25 protein-coding genes are annotated in these 25,147 nt (G+C 71.9%); 8 read left to right on the plus strand and 17 right to left on the minus strand.

What is annotated here, in order from left to right:
- The 3 genes from ACFYY1_RS01690 to ACFYY1_RS01700 all read right to left on the minus strand — a co-directional run.
- Nucleotides 1–413: tectonin domain-containing protein (locus ACFYY1_RS01690; protein ID WP_388579429.1), on the minus strand; the 413-nt coding region annotated here is incomplete at its 3' end.
- A 236-nt stretch (nucleotides 414–649) separates the two neighbouring features.
- Nucleotides 650–1,489, minus strand: a complete 840-nt coding sequence (locus ACFYY1_RS01695; protein ID WP_388579432.1) for an MOSC domain-containing protein — start codon at nucleotides 1,487–1,489, stop codon at nucleotides 650–652.
- Entirely contained in the window at nucleotides 1,486–2,136 is a 651-nt protein-coding gene (locus ACFYY1_RS01700; RefSeq protein WP_388579434.1) for a CatB-related O-acetyltransferase, read from the minus strand. The genes ACFYY1_RS01695 and ACFYY1_RS01700 overlap by 4 nt, the downstream gene beginning before the upstream one ends.
- Before the next feature lie 76 nt (nucleotides 2,137–2,212).
- Between ACFYY1_RS01700 and ACFYY1_RS01705 the strand changes: the two genes are divergently transcribed.
- The 3 genes from ACFYY1_RS01705 to ACFYY1_RS01715 all read left to right on the plus strand — a co-directional run bounded on the left by ACFYY1_RS01705 (nucleotide 2,213) and on the right by ACFYY1_RS01715 (nucleotide 4,767).
- The gene (locus ACFYY1_RS01705) at nucleotides 2,213–2,899 is read left to right on the plus strand and encodes an O-methyltransferase (protein ID WP_388579436.1); all 687 of its coding nucleotides are present in this window, start codon (nucleotides 2,213–2,215) and stop codon (nucleotides 2,897–2,899) included.
- A gap of 64 nt (nucleotides 2,900–2,963) precedes the next feature.
- Nucleotides 2,964–3,806: a hypothetical protein gene (locus ACFYY1_RS01710; protein ID WP_388579439.1), complete on the plus strand. Its 843-nt coding sequence runs from the start codon at nucleotides 2,964–2,966 to the stop codon at nucleotides 3,804–3,806.
- Between the two features lie 100 nt (nucleotides 3,807–3,906).
- The gene (locus ACFYY1_RS01715; protein WP_388579441.1) at nucleotides 3,907–4,767 is read left to right on the plus strand and encodes an alpha/beta fold hydrolase; all 861 of its coding nucleotides are present in this window, start codon (nucleotides 3,907–3,909) and stop codon (nucleotides 4,765–4,767) included.
- A 203-nt stretch (nucleotides 4,768–4,970) separates the two neighbouring features.
- On the opposite strand, the gene ACFYY1_RS01720 is transcribed toward ACFYY1_RS01715, so the two are convergent.
- The 4 genes from ACFYY1_RS01720 to ACFYY1_RS01735 all read right to left on the minus strand — a co-directional run bounded on the left by ACFYY1_RS01720 (nucleotide 4,971) and on the right by ACFYY1_RS01735 (nucleotide 8,580).
- Entirely contained in the window at nucleotides 4,971–5,612 is a 642-nt protein-coding gene (locus ACFYY1_RS01720; RefSeq protein ID WP_266733010.1) for a superoxide dismutase, read from the minus strand.
- A 97-nt stretch (nucleotides 5,613–5,709) separates the two neighbouring features.
- Nucleotides 5,710–6,039 carry a hypothetical protein gene (locus ACFYY1_RS01725; protein ID WP_388579444.1) on the minus strand — a complete coding sequence of 110 codons (330 nt, stop codon included), beginning with the start codon at nucleotides 6,037–6,039 and terminating at the stop codon, nucleotides 5,710–5,712.
- Nucleotides 6,036–7,886: an ABC transporter ATP-binding protein gene (locus tag ACFYY1_RS01730; RefSeq protein WP_388579447.1), complete on the minus strand. Its 1,851-nt coding sequence runs from the start codon at nucleotides 7,884–7,886 to the stop codon at nucleotides 6,036–6,038. The genes ACFYY1_RS01725 and ACFYY1_RS01730 overlap by 4 nt, the downstream gene beginning before the upstream one ends.
- Before the next feature lie 178 nt (nucleotides 7,887–8,064).
- The gene (locus ACFYY1_RS01735; RefSeq protein ID WP_388579450.1) at nucleotides 8,065–8,580 is read right to left on the minus strand and encodes a hypothetical protein; all 516 of its coding nucleotides are present in this window, start codon (nucleotides 8,578–8,580) and stop codon (nucleotides 8,065–8,067) included.
- A 230-nt stretch (nucleotides 8,581–8,810) separates the two neighbouring features.
- Between ACFYY1_RS01735 and ACFYY1_RS01740 the strand changes: the two genes are divergently transcribed.
- Both ACFYY1_RS01740 and ACFYY1_RS01745 read left to right on the plus strand, forming a co-directional pair.
- Nucleotides 8,811–9,389, plus strand: a complete 579-nt coding sequence (locus tag ACFYY1_RS01740; RefSeq protein WP_376631366.1) for an RNA polymerase sigma factor — start codon at nucleotides 8,811–8,813, stop codon at nucleotides 9,387–9,389.
- Nucleotides 9,386–10,093 carry a hypothetical protein gene (locus tag ACFYY1_RS01745; protein WP_388579453.1) on the plus strand — a complete coding sequence of 236 codons (708 nt, stop codon included), beginning with the start codon at nucleotides 9,386–9,388 and terminating at the stop codon, nucleotides 10,091–10,093. Before ACFYY1_RS01740 ends, ACFYY1_RS01745 begins: the two co-directional genes overlap by 4 nt.
- A gap of 49 nt (nucleotides 10,094–10,142) precedes the next feature.
- Here the strand turns inward: ACFYY1_RS01745 and ACFYY1_RS01750 are convergent, their stop codons facing one another.
- The 8 genes from ACFYY1_RS01750 to ACFYY1_RS01785 all read right to left on the minus strand — a co-directional run bounded on the left by ACFYY1_RS01750 (nucleotide 10,143) and on the right by ACFYY1_RS01785 (nucleotide 19,037).
- Nucleotides 10,143–11,579: an FGGY family carbohydrate kinase gene (locus ACFYY1_RS01750; protein ID WP_388579456.1), complete on the minus strand. Its 1,437-nt coding sequence runs from the start codon at nucleotides 11,577–11,579 to the stop codon at nucleotides 10,143–10,145.
- 14 nt (nucleotides 11,580–11,593) lie between these two features.
- Nucleotides 11,594–12,655, minus strand: a complete 1,062-nt coding sequence (locus ACFYY1_RS01755) for an NAD(P)-dependent oxidoreductase (protein WP_388581417.1) — start codon at nucleotides 12,653–12,655, stop codon at nucleotides 11,594–11,596.
- Nucleotides 12,656–12,672: 17 nt separating this feature from the next.
- On the minus strand, nucleotides 12,673–13,749 hold the full coding sequence (locus ACFYY1_RS01760; RefSeq protein WP_388579458.1) for an ABC transporter ATP-binding protein: 1,077 nt from the start codon (nucleotides 13,747–13,749) through the stop codon (nucleotides 12,673–12,675).
- A gap of 66 nt (nucleotides 13,750–13,815) precedes the next feature.
- The gene (locus tag ACFYY1_RS01765) at nucleotides 13,816–14,634 is read right to left on the minus strand and encodes a DeoR/GlpR family DNA-binding transcription regulator (RefSeq protein ID WP_388579461.1); all 819 of its coding nucleotides are present in this window, start codon (nucleotides 14,632–14,634) and stop codon (nucleotides 13,816–13,818) included.
- A complete protein-coding gene (locus ACFYY1_RS01770) occupies nucleotides 14,631–15,761 on the minus strand; it encodes an ABC transporter ATP-binding protein (protein ID WP_388579463.1) in 1,131 nt (376 codons plus the stop codon). The genes ACFYY1_RS01765 and ACFYY1_RS01770 overlap by 4 nt, the downstream gene beginning before the upstream one ends.
- Nucleotides 15,758–16,588, minus strand: a complete 831-nt coding sequence (locus ACFYY1_RS01775) for a carbohydrate ABC transporter permease (RefSeq protein WP_356078269.1) — start codon at nucleotides 16,586–16,588, stop codon at nucleotides 15,758–15,760. The genes ACFYY1_RS01770 and ACFYY1_RS01775 overlap by 4 nt, the downstream gene beginning before the upstream one ends.
- A gap of 49 nt (nucleotides 16,589–16,637) precedes the next feature.
- On the minus strand, nucleotides 16,638–17,612 hold the full coding sequence (locus ACFYY1_RS01780; protein WP_388579466.1) for a carbohydrate ABC transporter permease: 975 nt from the start codon (nucleotides 17,610–17,612) through the stop codon (nucleotides 16,638–16,640).
- 3 nt (nucleotides 17,613–17,615) lie between these two features.
- Complete coding sequence (locus ACFYY1_RS01785) at nucleotides 17,616–19,037, minus strand: ABC transporter substrate-binding protein (RefSeq protein ID WP_388579470.1); 1,422 nt, start codon at nucleotides 19,035–19,037, stop codon at nucleotides 17,616–17,618.
- Nucleotides 19,038–19,193: 156 nt separating this feature from the next.
- On the opposite strand from ACFYY1_RS01785, the gene ACFYY1_RS01790 reads away from it, so the two are divergent.
- Nucleotides 19,194–20,621: an FGGY-family carbohydrate kinase gene (locus ACFYY1_RS01790; RefSeq protein WP_388581420.1), complete on the plus strand. Its 1,428-nt coding sequence runs from the start codon at nucleotides 19,194–19,196 to the stop codon at nucleotides 20,619–20,621.
- Nucleotides 20,622–20,663: 42 nt separating this feature from the next.
- Nucleotides 20,664–21,296 carry a histidine phosphatase family protein gene (locus tag ACFYY1_RS01795; protein WP_388579473.1) on the plus strand — a complete coding sequence of 211 codons (633 nt, stop codon included), beginning with the start codon at nucleotides 20,664–20,666 and terminating at the stop codon, nucleotides 21,294–21,296.
- On the opposite strand, the gene ACFYY1_RS01800 is transcribed toward ACFYY1_RS01795, so the two are convergent.
- Nucleotides 21,286–22,716: an amino acid permease gene (locus ACFYY1_RS01800; protein ID WP_388579475.1), complete on the minus strand. Its 1,431-nt coding sequence runs from the start codon at nucleotides 22,714–22,716 to the stop codon at nucleotides 21,286–21,288. The two genes, ACFYY1_RS01795 and ACFYY1_RS01800, sit on opposite strands and share 11 nt — an antisense overlap.
- Before the next feature lie 521 nt (nucleotides 22,717–23,237).
- On the opposite strand from ACFYY1_RS01800, the gene ACFYY1_RS01805 reads away from it, so the two are divergent.
- Nucleotides 23,238–23,834: a biotin transporter BioY gene (locus tag ACFYY1_RS01805; protein ID WP_388579477.1), complete on the plus strand. Its 597-nt coding sequence runs from the start codon at nucleotides 23,238–23,240 to the stop codon at nucleotides 23,832–23,834.
- Between the two features lie 13 nt (nucleotides 23,835–23,847).
- On the opposite strand, the gene ACFYY1_RS01810 is transcribed toward ACFYY1_RS01805, so the two are convergent.
- The gene (locus ACFYY1_RS01810) at nucleotides 23,848–25,134 is read right to left on the minus strand and encodes an FAD-binding oxidoreductase (RefSeq protein WP_388579479.1); all 1,287 of its coding nucleotides are present in this window, start codon (nucleotides 25,132–25,134) and stop codon (nucleotides 23,848–23,850) included.
- Nucleotides 25,135–25,147 lie beyond the last annotated feature (13 nt).

Here is a 25,147-nt window from a genome sequence, read left to right on the forward strand (position 1 = left end):
CATACGGTGCCGTCGGCTGCGACGCCGATGTCGACGGCCTTGCCGGGGATGCCTACCCACGGGTTGGAGTCGTGGCCGGTGTAGCGGTACATCTGGCCGAGGGAGTTCACGCCCCAGACGTGGGTTCTGGATCCGACGGAGATGCGGGTCAGGCCGCCCGGGACGGAGACCCAGTCGGTGGAGCCCTGGTCTCCGGTGTAGCGGTAGATGCCGCCTGCTGAGTTGACGTGCCATACGGTGCCGTCGGCTGCGACGCCGATGTCGACGGCCTTGCCGGGGATGCCTACCCACGGGTTGGAGTCGTGGCCGGTGTAGCGGTACATCTGGCCCAGGGAGTTCACGCCCCAGACATGAGTCCTGGACCCGACCGAGATCGAAGTGAGACCACCGGAGACGTTCTTCCAGTCAGCCATTTTCCTGTCCCCTTACCTCGAACCTTGCGAGGGGATGTTGCTGCTCGGAGAGGTCACCCAAACGGCCTGATATCCCGGTTGGTCACAGAGACGTGCCGAAAATCGCCGTTTGGGTTTTCTCGTCCCTCGGTCCGCCGGGGCGTGTGGCCCGCTCACCTCGTCACGAGGAGGCTGAATCCGCTGTAACCCACAAGGGAACAAGGGCTGTCCGCGGGACAGCCCTCGTTCCCTCGCCTTCACGCGCCGAGCCACTCCACGACCTCGACCACGTCCCCGACGCTCAGTACGCCCTCGCACACCACCGCGTTCTTCGCGCCGAAGCTGACCCTGTTGCCGTACTCCGGTTCGCGCCGGTACGTCGACAGGGTCCGGATCGGCTCCGGGCCCGCACGGTGGCCGGTGGCCTGGTCGACCATCGGGACGGCGCACCGTGTCGCCCGTACCGAGTGGGCGAGTTCGACGGAGCCGATGGTCATCCGGCGGACCCGGTCCTCGAAGTGGGGTTCGTCGTCGCCGGTCAGGACGATGTTGGGGCGGAAGCGGTTCATGGGGACGGGCTCGGCGTCGCCCCGGGCGGTGATGCGGGCGTTGAGGTCGTCCAGGGAGGCCGTCGAGGCGACCAGCACCGCGTGCGCGTCCGCGAAGTTGACCTTGCCGGGGGTGTCGCCCCAGCCGTCCCGGTCGAAGCCGGGAACCACCCGTACCAGGCGGGACTTCGCGACGAGCGCGTCGGAGAACCACTCCGCGACCTCGTCGCCCTGGTCGGCGGCCACGCCGAGCGGCCGGTCGAACATGCTGACGTCACGGCGCGCGCCGTCCCGGTCGATGTCCAGGCGCAACGGCTCGACACCCTCGGCGGTCAGGGCCAACGCCGCTCCGCCGTCCAGGACTTCCACCCCGATCGCGGCCATCGCGGGGTGCGTGCGCTGGCTGCGGAAGGCGCCGTCGGCGGCGTCCACCACCATGAACGTGCGGTCGTGTTCGAGGCCGGTGCCGAAGACCTGCGCGGAGTCGACCGTGGTCCCGGCGCAGCCCTTGACGGGGTAGTACGCCAGCTCGCGGACGGTGATCGTCATGGTGTCCCCTCCGGGGCGGCCGCTTCGAGGTCGTCGACGCTGCCGGACATGATGGTGCGGATGTGGCGGGTGAGGTGGTCGGTGGGCCAGTCCCACCAGGCGACGGCGAGGAGCCGGGCGACGGTCTCCTCGTCGTAGCGGGTGCGGATGAGGCGGGCGGGGTTGCCGCCGACGATGCCGTAGTCGGGTACGTCGGAGGTGACGACGGAGCCGGCGCCGATGATCGCGCCGTGCCCGATCCGTACGCCCGGCATCACCATGGAGCCGTAGCCGAACCAGACGTCGTTGCCGACGACCGTGTCGCCCCGGCCCGGCAGCCCGGTCAGCAGATCGAAGTGGTCGGTCCAGGAACCGCCCATGGAGGGGAACGGGAACGTGGACGGGCCGTCCATCCGGTGGTTGGCGCCGTTCATGATGAACCGCGTACCGGTCCCGAGCGCGCAGAACTTGCCGATGACGAGCTTCTCCGGGCCGTAGTGGTACAGCACGTTGCGGGTCTCGAACCCGGTCGCGTCGTCCGGGTCGTCGTAGTACGAGAAGTCCCCGACCTCGATCAGTTCGGACTTCACCAGGGGCTTCAGCAGTACGACGCGGGGCTGGCCGGGCATCGGGTGCAGGACGGTGGGGTCAGCGGGGACTGGGCTCATGGGGCACATCATCGCATCCACCTCGCATGATGTAAGTTCCTTTTAGGAACTAACAAAAGCGGGAGAGGGGTACGCCGTGACGCTGGCGCAATGGACCGAGGTCGACGACTACTTCAACGGTCTGCTGGTGGGTCCGGACGAAGCCCTGGACGCGGCCGTGGAGGCCAGTGACGGGGCCGGACTCCCGGCGATCCAGGTCGCCGCCAACCAGGGCAAGCTGCTGAACCTGCTGGCCAGGCTCCAGGGGGCGCGCACCGTGCTGGAGATCGGCACCCTGGGCGGCTACAGCACCATCTGGCTGGCCCGCGCGCTGCCGGAGGGCGGCAAGGTCGTGACGCTGGAGGCCGATCCGGCGTACGCGGAGGTCGCGCGGGCCAACATCGAGCGGGCCGGGCTCGCGGACGTCGTCGAGATCAGGGTCGGCCGCGCCCTCGACACGCTGCCGGAGCTCGCGGCGCAGGGGTACGGGCCGTTCGACGTCGTGTTCATCGACGCCGACAAGCCGAGCAACCCCGACTACCTGGCCTGGTCCCTGAAGCTGACCCGGCCCGGCAGCCTGATCGTCGCCGACAACGTCGTACGCGACGGAGAGGTGGTGGACGGCGACAGCGACGACCCGAAGGTGCAGGGCGTGCGCCGGTTCACCGAACTCGTCGCCGCCGAGCCGACGTTGACCGCGACCGCGCTGCAGACCGTCGGGAGCAAGGGGTACGACGGGCTGATGATGGCGCTGGTCACCGGGCAGGCCCCGGAACCGCGTTGATACGATCGCGCGTTCGACGCGTCGGTGATGCCTCCGCACCCGGCCAGCACCCCGTGGAGAGACCATGCAGCGCCCCCTCGTCCCGCTCGTTGTCGCTGCGGCGCTGTTGTGTGCCGGATGTTCCGGGGGCTCGGATTCGGGCTCGGGTTCGGGATCGGCGCGAGGGGCGGAGAAGTCCGGGAATGCCTCCGCGTCCCGCTCGGCGGCGGACCACGGGGCTGCGGTGCGGGCCGCGGTGGCCGCGACGAAGAAGACCAGTGCCCGGATCGACGAGCGGATCGAGATAGGGGACGGCACCACCGAGTACGTCGTCTCGGTCAAGGGCGACTTCGACTGGGCGGATGCCGCAGGTCGCCTCGCGGTCTCCCTCCGCAATCCGGCGGTGCCCGGGAAGACCTCGCCCCGCATGGACGAGATCTTCGCCGACGGCACGGTCTACGTGGGCGGCTTCGCCGAGTTGGCGGGCTCCTGGGGATCGATTCGCCGGGACGAGGCCGAGGCCCACTATGCGTTGCGGGCACCGATGAACGACCCCGAGCACGTCTTGCGCCAGGTGGCACAGATGCGTCGGATCTCGCGGGTCGGCGAGGAGACGGTGAACGGTACGCCCGCGGTCCACTACCGGGGGGTGCTCGCCGACGAGACGGTCACGCTGCGGATGGCGAAGGACATGCGGGCCAAGATCGACTCCGCGCGGGAGCAGATCGGCGGGATCACCGTCTACGCGGATGTCTGGATCGACCGGAAGGGGCAGCTCGTGCGTACCCGGCTCGACTGGCCCATGGGGGCGGCGGGCGTCAAGGCGACGATGAATCTGGCGGACCACGGGAAGCCGGTGCGCGCGAAGGCCCCGGACCCCGGCAAGGTCGTCCCCATGCCGAACCTCGGCGGCCCGCTGCCCGGCTGACCTGCCTCCCCGCCCGCGGCACGGCAGAAGATCGCGTCGGCGGGAAAAGTGTTCGACGGGGGCAGCGGACCCGGACATGATCGGGCGTATGAGTTTGCGTATGAGTGACCCGGTTCGTATCGGTACGGAGAAGCTTCCGGGAGGGCGGTTGCTGGGCTGGGCCGAGTGGGGGCCGGGGGACGGGGTGCCGGTGCTGTTCTCGCCCGGGGCGGCCACCAGCCGGCATCTCGGCTTCGGTGCCGGTGTGCTGGACGGGCTCGGGGTGCGGCTGATCTCCGTCGACCGCCCCGGTCTGGGAGTCTCCTCGCCCGCGCCGGGGCGTACGTTCGGTGACTTCGTCGACGACATCCGGGCGTTCGCCGGTCTGCGCGGCCTGGGGCGGCCCCTGATGGTCGGCAATTCGCAGGGGGCGCCGTTCGCGCTGGCGTGCGCCGCCGCCGGGGCGGTCCGGGCGCTCGCGGTGGTCTCCGGTGCGGACGAGGTCGCGGAACCGGGCTTCGCCGACGCGCTTCCGGAGGAGTTGCGGGGGCTCGTCGGCCTGGCCGTGTCCGATCCGGCCGCCGCCGAGCAGGTCTTCGCCGGGTTCACCCCGCAGGGGATGTGGGACATGGTCATGTCCGGCAGCCCGGAGTGCGACCTCGATGTCTACCGACAGCCCGCGTTCGCCGCGGCCTACCGGCGCGCCCTCGACGAGGCCTTCGCGCAGGGGCCGGGCGGTTACGCGCGGGATACCGTCCTCGCCATGGGGCGCTGGGGCATCGGGCTGTCGGACATCTCCGTACCCGTCGACCTCTGGTACGGGGAGAAGGACACCGGTCACTCGCCGGACCAGGGGGTCCGGCTGGCCTCGCGCATCCCGGGCGCGGTCCGGCACCTGGTGCCGGAGGTGGGCGGGGCGGTGCTCTGGACCCACGCCGAGCAGGTGCTGAGCACGCTGCTGGGGCGCGGTGCGACCCCCTGAGTTTTTGGACGTGCCGGCAGGGCCCTCATCTGTCACGTCCCTCATCTGTCACGTCGGGACGAGACCCCCTGTGCCCCCTGGGCCCTCGGACATGACAGAAGGGCCCTCACCTGTCACGTCCAGGCGAGGGCCCTCCCTTCATCCGCCTGCCCGGTGAAGGTTGAGAAGACGATCACGAGGCAGGACGTACTCGTGCCTCCCGGTCAGGGGGCGAGCAGCAGTACGTCGGCGCGCTCCTTGGCGGCCGCGTAACGCTTCGCCACGTCCTGCCAGTTGACGACGGCCCACATCGCCTCGATGAAGTCGACCTTCTGGTTCTTGTACTGGAGGTAGAAGGCGTGCTCCCAGGCGTCGAAGACCAGGACCGGGACGGAGCCCTGGCCGACATTGCCTTGGTGGTCGTAGACCTGCTCGACGATCAGCTTGTCGCTGACCGGCTCGTACGCCAGGACGCCCCAGCCGGATCCCTGCGTGGTGGCCGCGGCCTTCGTCAGTTGGGCCTTGAAACCGGCGAACGAGCCGAACGACTCGGTGATCGCGTCCGCCAGGTCACCGACACCGTCCGCCGCGAGCGGCTCGCCGCCGCCGTCGCCGGTCATGTTGTGCCAGTAGATCGAGTGCAGGATGTGGCCGGAGAGGTGGAACGCGAGGTTCTTCTGGAGCCCGTTGATCGCACCCCAGGCCTCCTTGTCGCGCGCCTCCGCCAGCTGCTCCAGGGTGTCGTTCGCGCCCTTCACGTAGGCGGCGTGGTGCTTGTCGTGGTGGAGCTCGATGATCTGCGGATTGATGACCGGTTCGAGCGCCGCGTAGTCGTACGGGAGTTCCGGGAGCGTGTACGTGGCCATGTGGTCGAACCCTCCAGATGCTGTGCTGTTGTTATTGCAACCTATATGCAAGAGCAGGCTAACAGCAGGAAGAGCGGAAGGTGATCAGTCCTTCGACCTAGGACGTCTCTCCTGGTCGGTGGCGTGCCTGCCGGGGCGGAACCCCGCCCAGGGCCTCGGCGGGTTCGGGGACCGTGGGCCTGGCGGCCGGGTCGGGGCGCAGGCAGGCGTCGATGGCCGCGGCCAGGTCGCGGGGGAGGCGTCGCCGGGAGCCGACCGGCGCAGCGGTCTCCTCCAGCTGCGGGTACCGGACGGGCCCGTCGCACGGGTCGTCGCCCGTGTCGCTCGCGCTGCCCGCGTCGGGCGCGTCGTCGACCTCGCACCCCGGCGCGGGTCTCGTCCCGGGGGCGAGCGGCGGGGCAGGCGGCGGGGCGGTGCGGGGGCTCATGACAGGACCTTCCGCAGCGGTGGTGGCGGGCCGGTCCCCGCACTCAGCCGGTGCAGCCGGGCATAGGTGCCGTCGCGCAGCAGCAGCTCCTCGTGCGTGCCGCGTTCGACGACCCGGCCGTGGTCCAGCACCACCGTGGACGTGGCGTCGCGGACGGTCAGCAGATTGTGCGAGATGACGACGGTGGTGCGCCCCGCCATGAGCCGGCGCAGCGGTTCCATGATCCGGCGGCCCGACCCGGCGTCCAGCCCGGTGGTCGGCTCGTCCAGGAGCAGTACGGGCGCGTCCCTGATCATCGCGCGGGCGATCGCGAGGCGCTGGGCCTGCCCGCCGGAGAGCGTCCGGCCGCGTTGGCCCACCACGGTGTCGTAGCCCTCGGGGAGCTGCCGGATGAAGCCGTCGGCGTCGGCGGCACGGGCCGCCGCGACGACGTCCGCCTCCGACGCGTCCGGGCGGCCGTACGCGATGTTCTCCCGCACCGTGCCGTGCAGGACGAGCGTCTCCTGAAGCACCACCGCGACGTTCTCCCGCAGCTCGGACAGGAGCAGCTCCCTGAGGTCCCTGCCGTCGAGCAGGATCGCGCCCCGGTCCGGGTCGTAGAAGCGCAGTTGCAGTTTCCCGGCCGTGGACTTGCCGGCGCCGCTCGCGCCGACCAGCGCCAGCGTCGTGCCGGGTGCCACATGGAACGACACGTCCGCCAGCGCCCACCGGGACGTACCCGGGTAACGGAAGGAGACGCCGCGGAACTCCACCTCGCCCCGGGCGCGCCCGATACGCCGGGCTCCGGCGGCCTCGACCACCTGGGGGCGCTGGTCGAGCAGCTCGATGATCCGCTCGGCGGAGGCGGATGCCGCGTAGAACGTACCGGCGAGACGGGACAGATCGCGGATCGGGCCGTACAGGTTGCCCAGCAGTGCCAGGAAGACCAGCAGCCCGCCCAGGGTGAGCTGCCCCTGCGCCAGCTTCCAGGTGCCCAGGCCCATGACGGCCAGCGCACCGGCCAGCTCGATGACCTCGACGACCGGGCCGTACACGGCACGGATGCGCGCCGAGGCCATCGCCGCACGGAACTTGCCCACGCTCTCGCGCTCGAACCGGCGCTCCTCCGTCCCCTGCCGGTTGTACGCCTGCACCAGCGCGACATTGCCGAGCGACTCCTCGGCGATCGCGCTGATCGAACCGCTGCGCCGCCGCCGCTCCCGCGACGCGGCCTTGACCAGCCGGGAGAAGTGCCGGGCCGCGTACCAGAAGAGCGGCACGACGACGAGCGCCAGCAGGGTCAGGTCCCATCGCAGGTAGAACAGCAGCCCCAGGAAGACACCCAGCCGGATCACGAAGTACAGGCCGTCCGCCACCCCCGAGAGGAGGAACGTCTCGACCGCGTCGACGTCGCCCGTGATGCGCGACAGCAAGTCCCCCAGCCGGCGCCGCTCGAAGAAGCCGAGCGAGAGACCCTGGACGTGCCGGAACACATCCGAACGGAGAGCCAGCAGGAAGCGCTCGCTCACCCAGGTGGACAGCACGTCGTCGCTGAACTCCAGTGCGCCGGAGCAGAGGATGAGCGCCGCGTACGCCGGTGCGATCCAGGCGAAGGGGCGCAGATCGCGCGGGACGAGGACGTCGTCCACCACGATCTTGAAGAGCCAGATCTCGGCCGCGTCGACGACGGGGCCGATCAGGCTGAGGGCGAGGATCGGAACGAGCCGGTGCCGGCCGCCGCGCGTGTACGGCCAGAAGCGCCGGAACACCTCGCGCGGGGCGACCGCGGGCGCGGCGGCGACGACCGCGTCGGGATCGTCCGCCACCGACAGCAGCCGCCGCACGAAATGGTGCGAGACACGCCTCATCGACGCGTTCCTCATGGACCGACGGCTGAGCGGACCAGGAACAGGGGCCCGCTCAGCCGTACCGGGTGATGGTCACCAGTAGTGACCGTGGTGGGTGTGACGGCGACCATGGTGGCGACGGTGGCGACTGTGCCCTTCGTCGCGGTCGTCGTGCCCCGATGTCATGTTCCTCTTCTCGTCACGATGCTTGGCGGGGATCAGATGCTTGAAGATCGCCATGGGCTTCCCTCCTCGGAGGCTTCTGGACGCAATACGCGCCGGTGCGCTCGCGGGATTGCCGGTCCCGGAGATTTCCTGTTCCGCCGCCCGCGGCGCCGCCCGCGCCGCCCGCCTTCAGCCACGCCAGGAAGGCAAGTACGAAGACGACTTCCGAGAGCAGGCACAGGATGCCGTACGGCGGTTCCCAGCCGGTCTCGCGGTAGCCAGGCAGTCCGACGGTCCGCGACAGCAGGAAACCCACGATCATCCCGATGCTGATGACGGCCCCGATCAGCCAAGCGCCGAGCGGCCGTTGCCGGCCGAGGAGACCCGCGGCGACGGCGAGCAGCGCCACGCCGCCGATCAGGAACAGGACGCCGATGTACGGCATCTCCGTCAGATGCGAGGGGACCAGCAGGAGATGGAGCACCGCGCTCGCCAGGGCGCAGATCGCCCCGGTCCCGAGCCATGCCATGTGTGTCGTGCGGGACGTCATCACGACTCCAAGGGTCGAAGGCGGCGTGCGCCGCCGTGCGTCGGTAGGGCGCGCCTTCATTACCTACGGCACCGCCGGGCCGAGGGTTCATGATCGGCCGGCCCTGCCCTGCCCGGTCCGGCTTGCCCGGCCCTGCCCTGCCCGGCTTGCCCTGCCCGCCCCGTCCGAACGAGAGGTCCCGGGGGCGCCCGCAGCAGGAAATCCGCGCGGGCGCGTGTTACGTAAGGAGTATGCGCAGGATTGGCATCCCCCTGGAGCGGGTGCCCGACGAAGCGCTGCTGGCCGGGCTCATGACCGGCGATCCCGAGATCGCCGTGGCCTTCGTACGGCGGTTCCAGCGTCGGGTCTTCGGCGTGGCCCTCGCCGTGGTGGGCGACATCCAGCTCGCCGAGGACATCGCCCAGCAGACCTTCGAGCGCGCCTGCCGGCACGCCCAGGTCTACGACCCGCGCCGGGGATCGGTGCCCACCTGGCTGTCCGCCATCGCGCACAACCTCGCGATCGACGCGGTACGTGCCCGCAAGGCCACCCCGGTCGACCCCGCGGATCTGGAGAACATGATGGAGACCATCGCCGACACCCCGGAGCGGCACGCACTGTCCGCCGAAGCCGCGGCGGACCTGCGCCGAGCGGTCGGCAAGCTGCCACGGGAACAGGCCCGTGCCCTGGTGATGGCCGGCATCTACGGGATGACGGCCCAGCAGGTCGCCGACTTCGAGCGGATACCGCTCGGTACCGCCAAGACCCGGATCAGGGCGGCCATGGGCAAGCTCCGGGCGTCCCTCGCGGCCAGGCAGGTGGAACCATGACCGGCAACGGCGGGCTGAGCTGCGAGCAGCTCCGGGAGATCGGCGCGGAGCTGGCGCTCGGTGTGCTGCCCGCCAGGGAGCGGGCCGGGGCGATGGGACACCTGGAGGACTGCGCCGCCTGCCGCGAACACGTCCACGAGCTGGCCGCCGCCTCGGACGCGCTGCTGGACCTCGTCCCGGGCAGCGAACCGCCGGCCGGGTTCGAGGACCGGGTGATCGAGCGGCTCGGGCTCGCCCCGGCACGGCGGCCGGCCGTCCGGCACCCGCGGTGGCGGCGGATCGCCCTCGCCGCCGCGGCGGCGGCAGCGGGCCTGGCGCTCGGCGGCGGCGGCTGGGTGCTCGGCGCGTACACCGGCACTCCGGCCCCGGTCGCGCCCATCGCCTCCCCCGTGCAGCCGCAGCTGCTCACCGCCCGACTCACCCACGGCAATGATTCGTTCGGGCAGGTCTACCTCTACGCCGGGGCCTCGCCCTGGCTGTACATGGCAGTGGACGCCGACGGGCACTCCGGCACCGTCCACTGCCTGGTCCAGCGCGCCGACGGCACCACCGCCAAGGCCGGATCCTTCACGCTCGACGCCGAGGGCTACGGCTCCTGGGGCGGGCCCGTCCCGGCGGGCACGGCGCCGGTCACCGGCCTACGCCTGACCGACGCACACGGCACCGTGCTCGCGACCGCCACCTTCGGCCGGGCCCTGAGCTGATCGGCCGCGGGCACGGCGACGCCGATCGGCCGCGGCACGGTGACGCCGATCAGGTGCGGGCGCGCGTGCGGGCCTGAGCGAGCCGGTTCAGGTGGTCCTCGTACTCCTTCGCGTAGTACGCCGCGTGCGCCGGGTCCGGCTCGACGACCGCCGTCGGGGCCGTCCACGCGGCCGTGTCCAGCTCCGCGCCGAACCGCCGCGCCGCCGCGAGCACCGCGCCGCGCGCACCGACCTCGCCCTCCACGATCCGGACCGGCCGGCCCAGTACCTCGGCGAACAGCCGCATCCACGCGGGGGAGCGGGTGCCGCCGCCGCACAGGGCGAGGGTGCCGGTGAGCCCCGCGGCCTCCAGGCAGTGCCGGGCGGCGAAGCCGATGCCCTCGCAGACGGCACGGATCAGATCGGCGGGGGTCGTCTCCAGGGACACGCCGGTGAACTCGGCGCGCAGCCGGGGCTCGACGAACGGGGCGCGTTCGCCGGACGGGGCGAAGTAGGGCAGGACCCGGACCCCGTTCGCGCCGGGCGGGGTGGCGGCGAGCAGTGCGTCGACCTCCGTGTGGCGTACGCCGGTGGTGGTCAGGACCCAGTCCAGGGCCGCCGTGCCGACCATCGCGGGCATGGCGCGCAGCCAGTGGCCGGGGCGGTCGGTGGAGATGTGCAGCCCGGCCGGTTCGCCGTCCAGGTCGAGCCGCTCCGTGGCCACCAGCGCGGCCAGACAGGTGCCGACGATCAGCAGCCCGTCGCCGGGACGGGTGACGCCCGCGCCGAGGGCGCTGGCCGGCAGGTCGTACGGGCCGTTGGAGACCCGTAACCCGGAGGGCAGTTCGGCGGTGGCCACCGGGTCGCTGACCGGGGCGAGGAGCGGGGCCCGGTGGGTGAGGCCGAGGGCGGCCACGACATCCGGGGCGTACGCACGGGTCACCGGGTCCAGGAAGGGCATCGACGCGTCGGAGACGTCCGTGGCCCGGACCCCCGTCAGCCGCTGGAACACCATGTCCTTGCAGTACAGGGCGGTCGTCGCGGCGTCGAGCGCGGCCGGCTCGTGCCGGTCGAGCCAGGCCAGCACCGGGCCCGGACAGCCCGGGAACATCGCGCTGCCGGTACGCCGGTAGACCGTCTCGAAGACGCCGGACGCCAGCCAGGAGTCGACCAGTTCATGGGCCCGGCCGTCCATCCAGGAGATCGCTTTGCGGACCGGCCTGCCCGCCGCGTCGACCAGCCAGACACCGTCGCCCTGGCCGGTGAGTCCGGCGAACGCCACCCCGTCGGAGCCCAGCGCGGCCAGCACCTCGCGGACCGCGCCGTACACCTCGTCCATGTCCTGCTCCACGGACCCGTCGTGGATCGCGAGCCCCACCGGGCGGGACTCGACGGCCAGCGTGCGGCCGTCCGGGTCGAAGGCGGCGGCCTTCACCACGGACGTGCCGACGTCGATGCCGATGTATCTCGTCGTGCCGGGCGTGGTCCCGGTCGTCGTTCCGGTCATCGTCACGGTTCCCCTCACAGCGCGTGGGCGAGCGGTTCGCCCCGTACGTAGCGCGTCACCTCGGCCGCCGCGATCCGGGCCGCCTTCTGCGCGACGGCCCGGCTGGCACCCGCCACATGCGGGGTCATCAGAAGGTGCGGGGTACGGAAGAGCCGCGAGCCGGGCGGGGGCGGCTCCTGCTCGTACGTGTCGAGCGCCGCCGCCCGCAACTGCCCCGAGTCCAGGGCGTCGCACAGCGCGTCCGTGTCCAGCAGCCCGCCCCGGGCCGCGTTCACCAGCACCGCGCCGCGCGGCAGCAGGGCCAGCTCGCGGGCGCCGATGAGATGCCGGGACTCCGGAGTGAGCCGGGCGTGCAGGGTCAGCACGCGCGAGCGGGCGAGCAGCGCCTCCAGCGAGCCGGCCCGCATGCCGTGGACGTCGCCGCGCACATACGGGTCGTACACCTCGACCTCGGCGCCGAACGCGCACAGCACCCGCGCCACCCGGCTGCCCACCGCGCCGTAGCCGATCAGGCCGACCGGGGTGTCCTCCAGCTCCAGGCCGCAGTTCTCGTACGTGTAGTGGGAGGCGTCCCAGCGGCCGTCGGCGGCGAGGGAGCGGTGCGCCTCGGGGATACGGCGCAGGGCGGAGAGGATCAGCCCGACGGTGAACTCGGCGGTCGCCGCCGCGTTGCGCCCCGGCGCGAAGCACACCCGCACACCCCGGGCGCGTGCCGCGGCCGCGTTCACATTGACCGGGCCGCCCCGGCAGACCACGATCAGCCGGAGATCGGGGGCGGCGGCCAGCACCCGCTCGGTGAACGGGCCCATCTGGGTGACGCACACCTCCACCCCGTCCAGGGCGGCGATCAGCGCGTCCTCGGCGTCGCTCGCCTCGTCGACCTCGGCGACCTTGCCGAAGGGTTCGAGCGGCCAGGGCAGGGTGAGCTCGCCGAGCTGCGGCTCCGCGCCGAACGCCCCGAACGCGTGGTTCAGGGCCTCGGCGAGCAGCGAGTTGCGGACGAAGTGGTCACCGGCGAGCAGAATCCTCGTGGCGGGGCGGGCGGTCCCGGGGCGGACGGTCCCGGGGCGGGGCATCGCAGACTCGGGGAGGGTCATCGCAGAGCGTCTCCTGTCTGGGCGTCGAAGACATGGACGTGCCGGGGATCAGCGGTGATGCGTACGGTGTCGTCCCGGTCGAGCCGTACCTCCGGACCGGTCACGACGACCAGTGGCTCCGCCACCCCGTCGAGCGAGAGCGTGGCGACGCCGGATTCCAGCAGGGGCTCATGGGCGGCGACCCGGGCCCGTGCACCAGTGTCGTCCAGGCGCACATCCTCCGGGCGGATGCCGAGCACCACCGCGCGTCCCGCCGCGATCCGGTGCGGTACGGGGACGCGCACGGAGTCCGAGAGGCGCACCCCGCCCGATCCGTCGGCCGTGCCCGGCAGCAGATTGACGGCCGGTTCCCCGACGAAGTCGGCGACGAACACGTTCGCCGGGGCGTCGTAGATCTCCTCGGGGGTGCCGAGCTGCTGGATCTCGCCGTCCCGCATCACCGCGATCCGGTCGGCGAGCGACAGCGCCTCCTCCTGGTCGTGCGTGACCAGGATCGCGGTGTGGCCGCTGTCGCGCTGGATGCGTTTCAACTCCCGCCGGGTGGTGTCGCGTTGGGCGGCGTCGAGGTGGGAGAGCGGCTCGTCCAGGAGGAGGACGTCGGGGACCCGGATCAGTGCGCGGGCCAGTGCGACCCGCTGCTTCTGGCCGCTGGAGAGCCCGGCCGGACGGGCGTCCAGGAGCTCGGTGATCCCGATGCGTTCGGCCATCTCGGCGACCCGGCGGCGGATCTCGGCCCGCCCGCAGCCGCCCCGGGCGGCGAGCCCGAAACCGAGGTTCTCCGCGACCGTCAGCGGCGGGTACAGCGCGTAGTTCTCGAACGCCACCCCGATGTTGCGCTGCCGGGCCGGGAGCGCGACCACCGACGAGCCGCCGATCAGGATGTCGCCGCCGGTGACCGTCTCCAGGCCGGCGATCATCCGCAGGGTCGTGGACTTGCCGCAGCCGGACGGGCCGAGCAGCCCCAGCAGCTCGCCGGAGCGCAGCTCGACGTCGATGGACCGGACGGCCTCGACGGCCGCCCGGCCCCGCCCGGTGTACGTCTTGCGCAGCGCGCGCAGGGCCAGTTCAGTCATCCGACACCGCCGCCTCGCGCTCACCCGTCACCGCGGTCACCACCTGGCGTTCATCCGTCATCGCGCTCACCCGTCATCGCGGTCCCCCGTCCCGGAGTCCCGGCCGGTGGAGCAGACCTCGTAGGGCACCTTGTGCTCGTCGAGCTCCCGCAGCGCCTGCGGGGACGCCCCGTCGTCGACCAGCAGCAGATCGAAGCGGGAGAGCGGGGCGAGCCGGTGCAGGGCGACCCGGCCCAGCTTCGAGTGGTCGAGCAGCAGCACATTGCGGCTCGCCGAGTCGAGCATCGCCCGCTTCACGGAGATGATGTGCTGCTCCTGGTGGTAGGCGAAGCCGCCGGACGCGGCGGAGGTGGAGGTGAAACAGATGTCGACCTGGAGCGACTGCACCGCCTCCACGCAGGAGACACCGAGGAACGAGGAGTGCAGCGGGTCGAAGTCCCCGCCCAGGCCCATCAGATGGATGCCGCGTTCCTGCGACAGCAGATTGATCGCCTCCAGGAAGTTGGTGACGACGGTCAGCGGGGTGATCGAGCGCAGCCGGCGCGCTATCTCCAGCGTGGACGTCGAGTCGTCGAGCATCACCGCCATGCCCGGCTCTATGAGCTTCAGGGCCCGTTCGGCGACGGCGGCCTTCTCGGCCCGCATCGTCTTCAGCCGGTAGGAGACGTTCGACTCGAAGACACCGGACGGCTGGGCGGTGACGCCGCCGCGGAACTTGCGGACGATGCCCTGCCGTTCCAGCTCGTCCAGGTCGCGGTGGATGGTCATCAGACTGACGTCGAAACGCTCCGCCAGTTCGGCGGCGCTCACCTCGCCCTGCGCGAGGACGTACTCGGCTATGGATGCCTGACGCGGGGCGGGACCCCGCTGCGGAACGTTGCTCACGTGCTGATCCTTCGTCCTGGACGTGCCGGCCGGTCGGCCTCGAACAGCAGCAGACTCTCAGGCGGTACGGAGAGCCGGACCGGCTGGTCGGGGCTCAGTCCGGCCGCCTCGGCGCGCGGCACGACGAGGGACAGCCGCTGCCCGCCGATCCGTACGGTGACCTCGGTGGCCCGGCCCAGCAACTCGGTGACATGGACGGCTCCGGTCAGCTCCAGGGCCGGGGACCCGCCCCCGCTCCCCGCCGGGCCCGCCGGACCCGCCAGGCCGATGTCCCGTGGCCGTACACCCAGTTGGACGGCGGTGCCGGGCGGCGCGGGCACCGCCAGCGGCAGCTCGTACGCCCCGTCCGGCGACCGGAAGCGCCCCTCGGACGTCACCGTCCCGGGCAGCAGATTGATCCTCGGCCGGCCGAAGGACCGGGCGACGAAGGTGTCGTACGGGCGGTGCCACAGCTCCTCGCGGGTGCCGGTCTGCACCATCCTGCCGTCCCTGATCACTCCGATCCGGTCGCCGAGCGCCAGCGCCTCCACCGAGTCGTGGGTGACGTACAGCGTGGTGGTGCGCCGCACCGCGCCGATCGCCCGCAGCTCCGCGCGCATCGCCTGCCGCAGCTTCGCGTCCAGGTGCGACAGCGGCTCGTCCAGCAGGAACGCCCTGGCCGGCCGCACCAGCACCCGGCCGAGCGCCACCCGCTGCCGCTGGCCGTTGGAGAGCCGGCCCACCTGACGGTCCAGCAGGGCGCCGATGCCCAGGAGTTCGGCGATCTCCCCGATCCGCTCGCGCGCCTCGTGCGCGGGGAGGCGGTGGCGCGGCGAGCGGAGCGGGGAGGCGAGGTTGTCGTACGCGGTGCGGTGCGGGTAGAGCGCGTACGACTCGAAACACATGGCCACGCCCCGGTCGTAGGGCTCCACGCCCGCCATGTCCGTCCCGTCCAGCTCGACCGTCCCGGCCTGCGGCTGCTCCAGGCCCGCGATCGTCTTGAGCGTGGTCGTCTTCCCGGCGCCGGACGGGCCGAGCAGACAGAAGAACTCGCCCTCGGCCACTTCCAGGTCCAGGCCGTCGAGCGCGGTGTGCTTCCCGCAGCGCTTGCTGACCCCGCGCAGCGCGATGGCCGCCGGGCCGGTCATGACTTCACCGCCCCGAACGACAGCCCGCGCACCAGATACCGCTGGATGGTGAGCGCCAGCAGCAGCGGCGGGACCACCGAGACCAGGGCCGCCGCAGCCGTCAGGTTGTACTTGGGCCGGTCGCCGCCGAGGAAGGACAGCGCGCCGACCGTCACCGTCTGCGCGTTCGACGAGGTGAGGATCAGCGGGAAGACGAAGTTGTTCCACGCGAAGATGAACGCCAGCAGCGAGACGGCCGCGATCCCCGGCTTCACCAGCGGCAGCGCCACCTTGAAGAACGCCTGCTTGCGGGTGTAGCCGTCCAGCAGCGCCGCCTGCTCCAGCTCCGGGGAGAGATCGGAGAAGTACGACCGCATGATCCAGACGATCAGCGGGAGCGTCACCAGTTGCAGCACCCACACCATGCCGACGTAGGTGTCGAAGAGCCCGAGCTGCTGGTAGAGCACGAACAGCGGGATGATCACGGTGAGTTCGGGCGCGAAGCGGAACGAGAGCAGGGTGAACATCAGGTTCTCCGAGCCGCGGAACCGCCACCGCGCGGCGGCGTACGCGGCGGGCAGCCCGATCACCAGCGACAGCGCGACCGCGCCCAGCGACACGACGAGGCTGTTCACGAAGAACCGGAGGAACGGCACTCCCTGGTCGTCCCCGGCGCCCAGCACCGTGCGGTACGAGTCGAGGGTCGGGGTGAACGAGAAGTACGTGCTGAACAGCTCGTTCGTCGGCTTCAGCGACAGGACCACCATCCAGACGACGGGGAACAGCGCGAAGACGAAGTAGGCGATCAGCGCCAGGTCGGCGGCGACGGAGAGCAGTCTGCGCCTCATCGCGCCACCTCCGTGGCGGCGGCCGATGCGCGGCCGAGCAGTCCGCGCCTCATCGGGCCACCTCCGCGGCCCGGTTCTGGATCCGGCCCAGATAGCGCACCAGCACCATCGTGACCAGGTAGACCACGGCCCACAGCACGATCATGTAGCTGATCCCGAACGAGTAGCGCTGGAAGCGGATCGCCTCCAGATAGGCCCGGATCTGGAGCACCATCGTCGAGTCCCCGGGACCGCCCTCGGTCAGCGCGTAGATGATGTCGAAGACCTTCAGCGAGTCCATGAACCGGAAGATCACGGCGACCAGGACGTACGGCCAGAGCATCGGCAGGGTCAGACGCCGGAAGGTGAACCACCAGCCCGCCCCGTCGACCGCCGCCGCCTCGAACGGGGAGGCGGGCAGCGAGCGCAGACCGGCCAGCGCGAGGATCGCGACGAACGGGGTGTAGACCCACACGTCCACCGCGATCGACGAGAGCAGCGCGCCCGTCGGGGTGTCCGTCCATTGCACACCGCCGAGCCCGAACGGCTCCAGCAGATGGTTGATGACGCCGACCGAGGGCTGGAGCATCAGCTTCCACATGATCGCGGCGATCACCGGCGCGATCATCAGCGGCAGGATCAGGATCTTCTCCAGCACCCGCCCGACGAGGCTCGACCGGTGCAGCAGCAGCGCCACGGCCACCCCGAGCACCGTCTCGACGGCCGCCGCGCCGACCGCGTACGCCACCGTCACCCGCGCCGAGTCCCAGAACGCCGGCTGGGTGAGGATCCGCCGGTAGTTCCCGATCCCCACCAGGTCGGGCTGCGGCTTGCTCGCCGCGAAGTCGAACACCGTGTAGTAGAGGCCGAGCCCGAACGGGTAGAGGATCCCGCCGGTCAGCAGCAGCGCGGGCACGATCAGCAGATACGGCCGCAACGAGCGGCGCCATGTCGGCACCGCCCGCACCGCCGGTTTCCCGGCCCCCTCCGGGCCGGCGGCCGCCCCGCGGCCGGCCTCCGGCGCGGTGGCCGTGCGTCCCGGCACCGGTCAGCCGACCTTCGAAGCCAGATCGCCGGCCAGGCCGTTCAGCACCGACGAGGCGTTCTTCCCGCCGTAGATCTCCTGGAGCGCGGCGGCCCAGCTGGTCGTCGCGTCGAAGAACTGCTCCTGCGGGGTGAACTGGATCCTCGTCTCGTCGACGACCGTCTCGAAGGTCTCGATGAACCCCGGGATGGCCCGCATCTTGTCCTTGTACGCGGCGTCCTGGCCGACCGACTTCCGCACCGGGTCGATGTGGTTGTGCTCGATCGCGCTCCTGCGCAGGTGCTCCTTGCCGGTCGCCCACTGGAGGAAAAGCCAGGCGGCGGACTTGTTGCGGCTGCGGGCGTTCATGCCGAGCGACCAGATCCACATGTTGGTGGCGAGCGAGCCGCCGGGGCCCTTCGGGCCGGGGTGGAAGGCGATCTTCCCGGAGGCGGGCGAGGCCCCCTTCACCGCCTGGAAGTAGGCGGCGGTGTCCGCGTCGAACAGCATCCCCGCCTTCTTCGCCCCGAGGTCGCTGGAGCACTGGTACCAGGTGTACGAGGTCCAGGACGGCGGCCCGCCCTTCTTGACCATCTCCGCCCAGTCCCGGGTGAACGCGATCGCCTCCGGGGAGTTCATCGCGGGCTTCACCTTCCCGCCCTCGACCGTGAAGTCCTTCAGGCCGTTGCGGGCGTACATCGTCATGAAACCGGGGTGGATCGTCGCCCAGCTGCGCGAACCGCGCACCGCGACCCCGTACATCCCGTCGAAGCCCGCCCCGGGCGCCCGGCGGGTGATCGCCCCGGCGACCTCGCGCAGCTCGTCGAAGGTCTCGGCGGGCTTCAGGCCGAGCTTCTCGAACACCTCGGTGTTGTACGCGACGACATTGGTCTCCCAGCCCCACGGCAGCGCGTACTGCCCGCCCTGCCCGAGCGGCGCGCCCGCCTTCAGCGACCACTGGTCGGCCGCGAGGAGGTTGGGGAAGAAGTCCTCCTGGTCCCACTCGTCCCCGGTGGCCGAGGAATTGCGCATCCAGGGGCCGAGGTCCTCCAGCCAGCCCGGCGGCCCGTACTGCCACACCATGTACGCGCCGAGCATGAACACGTCGTAGGAGGCGCGTCCGCTGGACAGGTCGACGGTGAGCTTGTCGAAGTAGTTGTCCTCCGGGAAGACGTCGTACTCGACCTTGATCCCGGTCTTCTCGGTGAACGCCTTCAGGTCGGCGATCAGCGCGTCGGTGTACGGGTGCTTGTTGAGCAGCGCCCTGACCGTCTTTCCCTCGGCCCGCTTCCAGTCGAAGGGGCCGGTGACGTCGTCGGCCGCGGAGCCGTCGCCCGTGGCCTTGTCGCCGCCGAAGCCCGCGCCGCAGGCGGTCAGCAGCGGGGTGGCGGCCGCGGCCGCGCCGAGGGCGAGGAACCGTCGTCGGTCGTGGGCGTGCATGTCCATCCGTGACCTCCACGGTCCGGCCGGAGATGGGTGGGGGGCCCGTTCACACGTTGAATCGACTGGTTAACAGAGCTTGGAACAACGCAAGTTGGCCGTCAATCCCTCGCGCAACGGAAATTCTCGGTGCAGAGTGAGAACTTCACAGAGGGGACCGATATGTGGATGGGCATCGATCTCGGCACGCAGAGCGTCCGGGCGGTGGTGGCAGGAGACAGCGGCGAGATCCTCGGCAGCGGCTCGGCCCCGCTCACGGGCAGACGCGACGGCGTACGGCATGAGCAGCGGCCCCTCGACTGGTGGACCGCCCTGTGCGCGGCCAGCCGGCAGGCGCTGCGCGACTGCCCCGCCCCCCGCGCACTGGCCGTCTGCGCCACCTCCGGCACCGTGCTGCTCGGCGACCGGGAGGGCCGGCCGCTGACGCCGGGGGTGATGTACGACGACGGGCGGGCCGTGGCGGAGGCGGCCAGGGCGGGGACCGCGCCGAGCTGGGCCCTGCCCAAGGCGATGTGGCTGCTGGAGGAGTACGGGGCGGGGGCGGACGGCGCCGTACGGGTGATGCACCAGGCCGATCTGGTGCTGGCCCGGCTCGCCGGGACGCCGCTGCCCACCGATTCCAGCCACGCCCTGAAGACCGGCTACGACCTGGAGCGGGACGAGTGGCCGCGGCAAAGGTTCGGGAAGCTGGGCCTGCCCGACGGACTGTTCCCGGACGTGGTGCGGCCGGGGACGCGCATCGGCGAGGTGGGGCGGGCGGCGGCCGAGGAGACCGGGATTCCGGTGGGCACCGCGATCGTGGCCGGGATGACGGACGGGTGCGCGGCCCAGATCGCCTCCGGTTCGCTCGCCGTCGGCTCCTGGAATTCGGTGCTGGGCACCACGCTGGTGCTGAAGGGGGTCACCTCGTCGCCGGTGCAGGACCGGGCCGGGGTGGTCTACAACCACCGGGCGCCGGACGGGAGCTGGCTGCCCGGCGGGGCCTCGGGCGTCGGCGGCGGGGCGCTGACCGCCGCGTTCCGCGACGCGGACCCGGCCCGGCTGGACGCGCTGGCCCGCGCGCACGAACCGGCGCGGGTGGTGGCGTATCCGCTGGTGGCGACGGGGGAGCGGTTCCCCTTCGTCGCGCCGGAGGCCACCGGGTTCCTGCTCGGCGAGCCCGCCTCCGACGCCGAGCACTGGCTGGCCCTGCTCACCGGCGTGGGCCTGGTCGAACGGCTCTGCTTCGACTACCTCGACCTGCTCGGCGCCCAGGTGTACGGCCGGCTCACCTTCACCGGGGGCGCGGTCCGCAGCGGCTACTGGAGCCGGCTGCGCGCCGACATCCTGGGCCGGCCCGTGTACATCCCGCAGTACAGCGAGCCCGCCCTCGGCATGGCCGTCCTGGCCGCGTACGGGGCGGGGGACGGGACCAGCCTGATCAGGACAGCGGGCGCGATGGTGCGGCTGCGGCACGTGCTGCACCCGGACCCGGAGCGTACGGCGTGGTACACCGAGCCGTACCTCGGGCTGGTGGACGAACTGGAGCGACGCGGCTGGCTCCCCGGCCCGGTCGCCGCCCACGCGCACGCCCGGGTGGAGCGGTCGTGACCACCCGCACCCGAACGGACAAGCCATGAGAACGGAGAAGTCATGACCGGGAGCCCGGCCACCCTGCTGCTCGCCCGCCACGGCCAGACCGTCTGGCACGCGGAGAACCGCTACGCCGGGGTCAGCGACATCGCCCTCACCGACGAGGGCCGCCGCCAGGCCCGGCGGCTGGCCGAGTGGGCGGCCCGGAGCGAGGTCGACGCGGTCTGGACCTCCACGGTCAGCCGTGCGATCGAGACCGCGCGCCCCGCGTGCGAGGCGCTCGGCATCACGCCCCGGCGCGAACACGAGCTGCGCGAATGCGACTTCGGCGAGGTGGAGGGGCGGACCCTGGCGGAATTCGCGGCCGAGCACCCGCGGCGGGCCCGGGAGTACCGCGCCGACCCGGTGGCCCACCCCTTTCCGGGGGCCGAGGACCCCCGGGCCGCGGCGGCCCGGGGGTCCTCGGCGCTGCGCCGGATCGCGGACGGGCACCCGGGGCAGCGGGTGCTCGTCGTCGCGCACAACACCCTGCTGCGGCTGGTGCTGTGCGAACTGCTGTCGATTCCGCTGGGGTCCTACCGCCAGGTCTTCCCGCAGCTGCGGAACGCGGCGGTGAGCGAGGTACGGATCGGGGAGGCGGGCGGTGCGCTGCTCTCCCTCAACGTGCCCTGCGGACCGGACGTCAGCCCTTGACCGCCGCCGCCGCTGCCGCCGCCCGACGCTGGCGTACGAGACCGATGGCGATGAGCACCACGGTCAGGACGCCGGTCGCCAGCAGCTGGTCACGGGTGTCCGGCTGGCGCAGCATCAGGAAGAAGATGCCGCCCATCGCCAGGAGCGCCAGCACCGGCAGGACGGGGAAGAACCACATCCGTACGACGAGCAGCTCCGGGGCGGTGCGCTCCAGCCGGACGCGCAGGATCAGCTGGGAGACGCCGATGAAGATCCAGACGACCAGGATCACCGCGCCGATCATGTTGAGCAGCCACGGGAAGACGTCGTCGGGGCGCCAGTAGCTGAGCAGCACGCACAGGAAACCGAAGACGGACGAGACCAGGACCGCGGCGCGCGGGACCCCCGAGGAGACCTTGCCGAGCCGCTTCGGGCCCTGGCCGCGGGCGACCAGCGAGCAGGCCATGCGCGAGGCGCCGTAGATGTTGGCGTTCATCGCGGAGAGCAGGGCGACCAGGATGACCACGTTCATGATCTCGGCCGCACCGCTGATGCCGAGGTGGTCCAGGGCCGCGTAGAACGGGCCGACCGTCGCGACCTTCGGGTCGTCCCACGGGACCAGCGTGACGACGACCGCCATCGAGCCGACGTAGAAGAGCGCGATCCGCCACATCGCCGTCCGCACGGCCTTGGCGACACCCTGCACCGGGTTCTCGGACTCGGCCGCGGCGATGGTGACGGTCTCCAGACCGCCGTACGCGAAGACGGAGGCGAGCAGTCCGATCACCAGGCCCTCGGTGCCGTTCGGCATGAAGCCGCCCGCACCGCTGAGGTTGGCGGTGCCGGGGGCGTCCGTACCGGGCAGCACGCCCAGGATCGCCAGCACGCCGAGGACCAGGAAGAGCGAGATCGCGACGACCTTGAGGGCGGCGAACCAGAACTCGAACTCGCCGAACTTCGTCACCGAGGCCAGATTGGTGCCCAGGAAGACCACCATGAACAGCGCGACCCAGGCCCACTCCGGCGTGCCGGGCAGCCAGCCGGTGACGATCTTCGCCGCGCCGATGCCCTCCAGGCCGACGGCCACACAGAGCAGTACCCAGAACGCCCAGCCGGCGGTGAACCCCGCCCACGGCCCTATCGCCCGCTCCGCGTGGACGGAGAAGGAACCGGAGGCCGGGTTCGCGGCCGACATCTCGCCGAGCATGCGCATCACGAGCATGACCAGCAGCCCGGAGACGGCGTACGCGACGATGATCGACGGTCCCGCGGCGGCGATGCCCGCGCCCGAGCCGACGAAGAGTCCGGCGCCGATGACCCCGCCGAGGGCGATCATCGACAGGTGGCGCTGCTTGAGCCCGTGGGTGAGAGCCGAATCGGCCCCGGCGTCGGGGACGGTGGCCGGGGAATCGGTGGGGGGAGACACGGAATTCCGAGACATGGACAAGCTCTGTTCGATAGGTGAGACGAGAGAGATGGGGGCGAGGGGGTCCGAGCGGTATGTGGGGGGCGTGCGCGCACAGTCTGAGCACGCGCCCCGCCCACGGGGAACCACTGTCCGCTATACGGGCACGATGCTCACACAAGGTGCACACCCGGACACGGGGAGGGTCCGGCCGGGTCGCGGCCGGGTCGGCGCCCGCTCGGCCGCCGGTCGGCCCCGGGTGGAAGGCGGCGGCCCCTCCCGGACGGAAGCCGCGGATCCGTCCTTGGTGGGGCCGGGTGGAATTGGCGGGAACCTACAGTCCCTCCCGGCGGACCCGCCCGGCCGGATCGGGGCCGGTCCGCCCCCACCTCAGTGACGAGCATCACGCCGCCGCGCGATTGCGTGGCGCCCATTGTGCGAACCCCACCAACGCCCCGGTCAACGCTTTGTGGGCCACTGATGGTGATCGAGCGTTAACCCGTGGGCTAACGTCGGGCTCAGTCTGTCCCCACCTGTCCTCACCTCGCGGAGTCCCGATGAGCACTGCTGCCGCCGCCCCTGCCCGCACCGGAGCGGTCCTCGCCGACCTGCTGCCCGCCGCCAGGCACCGTTACGCCGTCGACACGGCCCTGGTCCTCGGTGGCGCCGCGCTCACCGGCATCGCCGCCCAGATCGCCGTACCCGTCCCCGGCTCCCCGGTACCGGTCACCGGCCAGACCTTCGCCGCGCTCCTCGTCGGCACCGCCCTCGGCGCCCGCCGCGGTTTCCTCTCCCTCGCGGTGTACGCGCTGGTGGGCATGGCGGGCATGCCGTGGTTCTCCGAGGGCACCTCCGGAATGGGCTTCCCCTCGTTCGGCTACGTCCTCGGCATGATGCTCGCCGCCGCCGTGGTCGGCGGCCTCGCCCGCCGCGGCGGCGACCGCTCCGTGCTGCGCACCGCGGGCACGATGGTGCTGGGCTCCGCGATCATCTACGCGGTCGGCGTCCCGTACCTGGCGCTGGCCACCGGCATGTCGGCGAGCGCCGCGATCGCGGCCGGCCTGGTGCCGTTCCTGATCGGTGACGCGGTGAAGGCCGCGCTGGCCATGGGCGCGCTGCCCGCGGCCTGGAAGCTCATCGGCCGCCGGGGCTGATCCAGGGGCTGATTCAGTAACTTCCCCCGAAGAGGCTCGCCGGGTCGTGGTGCGACACCAGACCGGCGAGCCTCTTCTGTGTCCGGGAGTCGTGGAAGCCCTCGGTCCGGTCCCCGCCGCCGAAGGAGAAGCCGAGCGAGCGGCCCAGGGCGTCGGGGGCGAGCAGCTCGGCCACCTCCGTGTACAGGGCCCGTACCGAGGCCACGTCCGTGCCGTCGAGCGGTGAGAGCAGCCGCAGCAGGAACCCCGCCTCGCGGTACGGCACCGCGTTGTCGACGGCGGGCCGGGCGGCGAGCGCGCCGCCCAGGTGGTTGAGCTGGACCACGGTCATCATCGGCGCCTTCGGTCCGGTCAGCTCCAGCACGCGCGCGGCACGGCCGGCGTCCAGGCCGTCGAGCACCACGCTGTCGCCGTAGTACGCGTGCGGGAACGGCGGGTCGCTGTGAATGGTGTGGCTCTCGGCGTACGGCATCTCCCGCAGCGAATCCGCCGCCGCGGGCCCGATCGCCCGCAGCGGCGCGACCAGCCGCTCGCCCTCGGCCGCACCGCCGGTGTACGCGACCCGCACCGAGACGACGTACCGCCCGCGCAGCGGCTCCGGCAGCTGCGGGGCGTCGGGGTACCTGATCGCCGCCAGCGAGGACGTCAGGGCGTCGGGCACGGTCCGGGTCCACTCCAGATAGCCGCCCATCACCTCTTCCGCGGCGACGTCCGCCCCGTCCCCGTAGAAGGCGATCGAGCCGCCGTACAGCCGCTCGACCCCGACCAGGCCGATCTCCAGGGCGGTCACCACGCCGAGCCGGTGGCCGCCGCCGCGCAGCCCCCAGAAGAGATCGGGCTCGCTGTCCGGGGAGGCATGGCGCAGCGTCCCGTCGGCCGTCACCACGTCGAGGGAGCGCACCTGGTCGGCGGCGTAGCCGAACTCCCTGGCCAGGACGGAGAGCCCGCCGCCGAGGGTGTAGGAGACCGCGCCGACCGACGGGGACGATCCGTTCAGCGGGGCGAGGCCGTGCGGTGCGGCGGCCTCGATCACCTGCCCCCAGGTGACGCCCGCGCCGATCCGGGCGGTGCGGTGGACCGGGTCGATCTCCACGGAGTCCATCCGGCGGGTGCTGATCAGGACCCCGCCCTCGATGGCGCCGGGCAGCCCGTGGCCGGTGGCGTGGACGCGGACCGGCAGGCCGCGCGCGGCGGCGTCGGCCACGGCGGCGCGTACGTCCTCGGCGTGGGCGGCCTCGACGACGAGGTCGGGGCGGATCGCGAAACCGGTCTGGAAACCGGACGGGGTGGTGGTGGTCATGGAAAGGCTCTCC

This window comes from Streptomyces sp. NPDC001890, from assembly GCF_042891445.1.
Lineage (GTDB): Bacteria > Actinomycetota > Actinomycetes > Streptomycetales > Streptomycetaceae > Streptomyces.

Bases quoted from the DNA above. Each gene is read 5' to 3' on its own strand.
- ACFYY1_RS01695 (WP_388579432.1), bottom strand. From the start codon at position 1,489: ATGACGATCACCGTCCGCGAGCTGGCGTACTACCCCGTCAAGGGCTGC.
- ACFYY1_RS01700 (WP_388579434.1), bottom strand. From the start codon at position 2,136: ATGAGCCCAGTCCCCGCTGACCCCACCGTCCTGCACCCGATGCCCGGC.
- ACFYY1_RS01710 (WP_388579439.1), top strand. From the start codon at position 2,964: ATGCAGCGCCCCCTCGTCCCGCTCGTTGTCGCTGCGGCGCTGTTGTGT.
- ACFYY1_RS01715 (WP_388579441.1), top strand. From the start codon at position 3,907: ATGAGTGACCCGGTTCGTATCGGTACGGAGAAGCTTCCGGGAGGGCGG.
- ACFYY1_RS01720 (WP_266733010.1), bottom strand. From the start codon at position 5,612: ATGGCCACGTACACGCTCCCGGAACTCCCGTACGACTACGCGGCGCTC.
- ACFYY1_RS01725 (WP_388579444.1), bottom strand. From the start codon at position 6,039: ATGAGCCCCCGCACCGCCCCGCCGCCTGCCCCGCCGCTCGCCCCCGGG.
- ACFYY1_RS01730 (WP_388579447.1), bottom strand. From the start codon at position 7,886: ATGAGGCGTGTCTCGCACCATTTCGTGCGGCGGCTGCTGTCGGTGGCG.
- ACFYY1_RS01735 (WP_388579450.1), bottom strand. From the start codon at position 8,580: ATGACGTCCCGCACGACACACATGGCATGGCTCGGGACCGGGGCGATC.
- ACFYY1_RS01740 (WP_376631366.1), top strand. From the start codon at position 8,811: ATGCGCAGGATTGGCATCCCCCTGGAGCGGGTGCCCGACGAAGCGCTG.
- ACFYY1_RS01745 (WP_388579453.1), top strand. From the start codon at position 9,386: ATGACCGGCAACGGCGGGCTGAGCTGCGAGCAGCTCCGGGAGATCGGC.
- ACFYY1_RS01750 (WP_388579456.1), bottom strand. From the start codon at position 11,579: ATGACCGGAACGACGACCGGGACCACGCCCGGCACGACGAGATACATC.
- ACFYY1_RS01755 (WP_388581417.1), bottom strand. From the start codon at position 12,655: ATGCCCCGCCCCGGGACCGTCCGCCCCGGGACCGCCCGCCCCGCCACG.
- ACFYY1_RS01760 (WP_388579458.1), bottom strand. From the start codon at position 13,749: ATGACTGAACTGGCCCTGCGCGCGCTGCGCAAGACGTACACCGGGCGG.
- ACFYY1_RS01770 (WP_388579463.1), bottom strand. From the start codon at position 15,761: ATGACCGGCCCGGCGGCCATCGCGCTGCGCGGGGTCAGCAAGCGCTGC.
- ACFYY1_RS01775 (WP_356078269.1), bottom strand. From the start codon at position 16,588: ATGAGGCGCAGACTGCTCTCCGTCGCCGCCGACCTGGCGCTGATCGCC.
- ACFYY1_RS01785 (WP_388579470.1), bottom strand. From the start codon at position 19,037: ATGGACATGCACGCCCACGACCGACGACGGTTCCTCGCCCTCGGCGCG.
- ACFYY1_RS01790 (WP_388581420.1), top strand. From the start codon at position 19,194: ATGTGGATGGGCATCGATCTCGGCACGCAGAGCGTCCGGGCGGTGGTG.
- ACFYY1_RS01795 (WP_388579473.1), top strand. From the start codon at position 20,664: ATGACCGGGAGCCCGGCCACCCTGCTGCTCGCCCGCCACGGCCAGACC.
- ACFYY1_RS01800 (WP_388579475.1), bottom strand. From the start codon at position 22,716: ATGTCTCGGAATTCCGTGTCTCCCCCCACCGATTCCCCGGCCACCGTC.
- ACFYY1_RS01805 (WP_388579477.1), top strand. From the start codon at position 23,238: ATGAGCACTGCTGCCGCCGCCCCTGCCCGCACCGGAGCGGTCCTCGCC.
- ACFYY1_RS01810 (WP_388579479.1), bottom strand. From the start codon at position 25,134: ATGACCACCACCACCCCGTCCGGTTTCCAGACCGGTTTCGCGATCCGC.